Source organism: Streptomyces sp. NPDC079020, from assembly GCF_044542225.1.
Lineage (GTDB): Bacteria > Actinomycetota > Actinomycetes > Streptomycetales > Streptomycetaceae > Streptomyces.
The window spans coordinates 1-1,467 of sequence record NZ_JBITUB010000045.1; the positions used below are offsets into that span (position 1 = coordinate 1).

Annotated in this window: 2 pseudogenes; both read left to right on the forward strand. The window is 66.8% G+C overall.

Annotation, left to right across the window (positions count from 1 at the left end):
• Nucleotides 1–85 precede the first annotated feature (85 nt).
• Nucleotides 86–280, forward strand: a pseudogene (locus ACIGJO_RS35745) (DUF317 domain-containing protein); the annotation flags it as partial.
• A gap of 121 nt (nt 281–401) precedes the next feature.
• Nucleotides 402–1,214: pseudogene (locus ACIGJO_RS35750) on the forward strand (DUF317 domain-containing protein).
• Nucleotides 1,215–1,467: the final 253 nt, after the last annotated feature.

Below are 1,467 nucleotides of genomic sequence, written 5' to 3' on the forward strand. Positions count from 1 at the left end.
ACTGTACTTCGAGGGCCGTGCCACGTAGATCTACACCTTCCAGGATCAGCAAGATCCATTGTCAGGTGTGTCCACACCACAGGGGTCACCTCAGGACGGCCGGTTCTACTTGGGCTGGTTTCCGCTCGGCCGTCCCGGGGGCGACGGCGAAGGCTGGAAGATCGCCGTCACCGGCACCACGAAAGTGCCTGGCTACAGCATCTCCTTCGACGCCGCGACGCCGGCCGACATCGTCGCCGCCACTGTGACGTGCGTGCTGGAAACCGCCCATCCTCGGTAGGCAGGGAAGTCGGCGTTAGCCGAACTGGCGTCTCCTGGCTCATGCGCGGGTGGCGATCCGTACCCGTCAGCCGATTGCCCGGAAGCAAGACGATGTCCCGCACCCAGCCCTTGGAGGCGCCCTGTATTCCAACCCTCGGCTCAACCCGTCCACCCCGAACCGGGGCGCTCTGCCTGCGTACTGGGTCGGCCCCCGGCACCTGGCCGGCGACGACGGATGTCTCTACGACGTCGTTGCGGACACTCTCGCCGGCTTCGGCTGGACAAGCCTGACAACCGTCCGCGGGCGACGTGAGCTCGACGAGTCGCTGGAGGACCGCCAGGTCCTGCGTAGCACCGTCCTGCACATCAGTCCCGACGCCCGTCGGTGGGCTCAGTGGACGCTGTCGGACGAGCCGTTTCACCTCGGTGGGCTGCCGATCGCGTGGCAGATCTCTGCCCGCTCGGATGCGAGCAGGTCGCTCGCGGACTGGTCTGCCTACTTCACCTCCGGCATCCCCGGCGAGGCCATCGCCGACTTTCTTCTCGCGCTCGATGTATGAGGTGATCCCACCGACGTGGCCGCCAATCCCGAGACCGTTCTCGATGCGGTGTCCGCGCATGGTTGGCTCCGCGACGCCGATCAACCGCATGCGGCGGCGATGCATCCCACCTTCACCTCACGCCTCGGCCTTGGCGAGCTGCCACCGCTCATCCAGGATGCCGATCCCTGTGCCCTGATCGTCGAGGGCGATGTGCCAGGGGTGGCGGGTTGGCAGGCGTGGGCCGAGCTGGGCTCGGGTGCTCCGTGCCTGTGGGCTGCGTCGTTCAGCTCCAGCGTGCCGCACGGCCTTGTTGCCGCGTTTGCCTCCTCGCTCAGCTCCACCGCACCGGTGCTACGCCGGGTGTTGCCGGAGAGCTCACGGGACCGGCTCCTGTGTGCCCCTGCCTGCTGATCAGTACTCCCGCGCGATGAAGCCGGGCCCCCGTTCGGGAGGCCCGGCTTCGCGCTGCACTGGCAGCTTCCGTGGCTGGTGGACAGTTACCGGGGCGGGCTGACGTCAGTACTGGATGCGGTGTCAGCTCGTGGGCGTCGCGGGGAGATGGTTCCTATGAGCTCGTAACACGATCTTGTTGAAGTGTGCTGGTGGGGCGTAACCGGTGTGACGATTCGGCCGTTCGTGAGGGTGTGGGTACTCGACCGTGGAT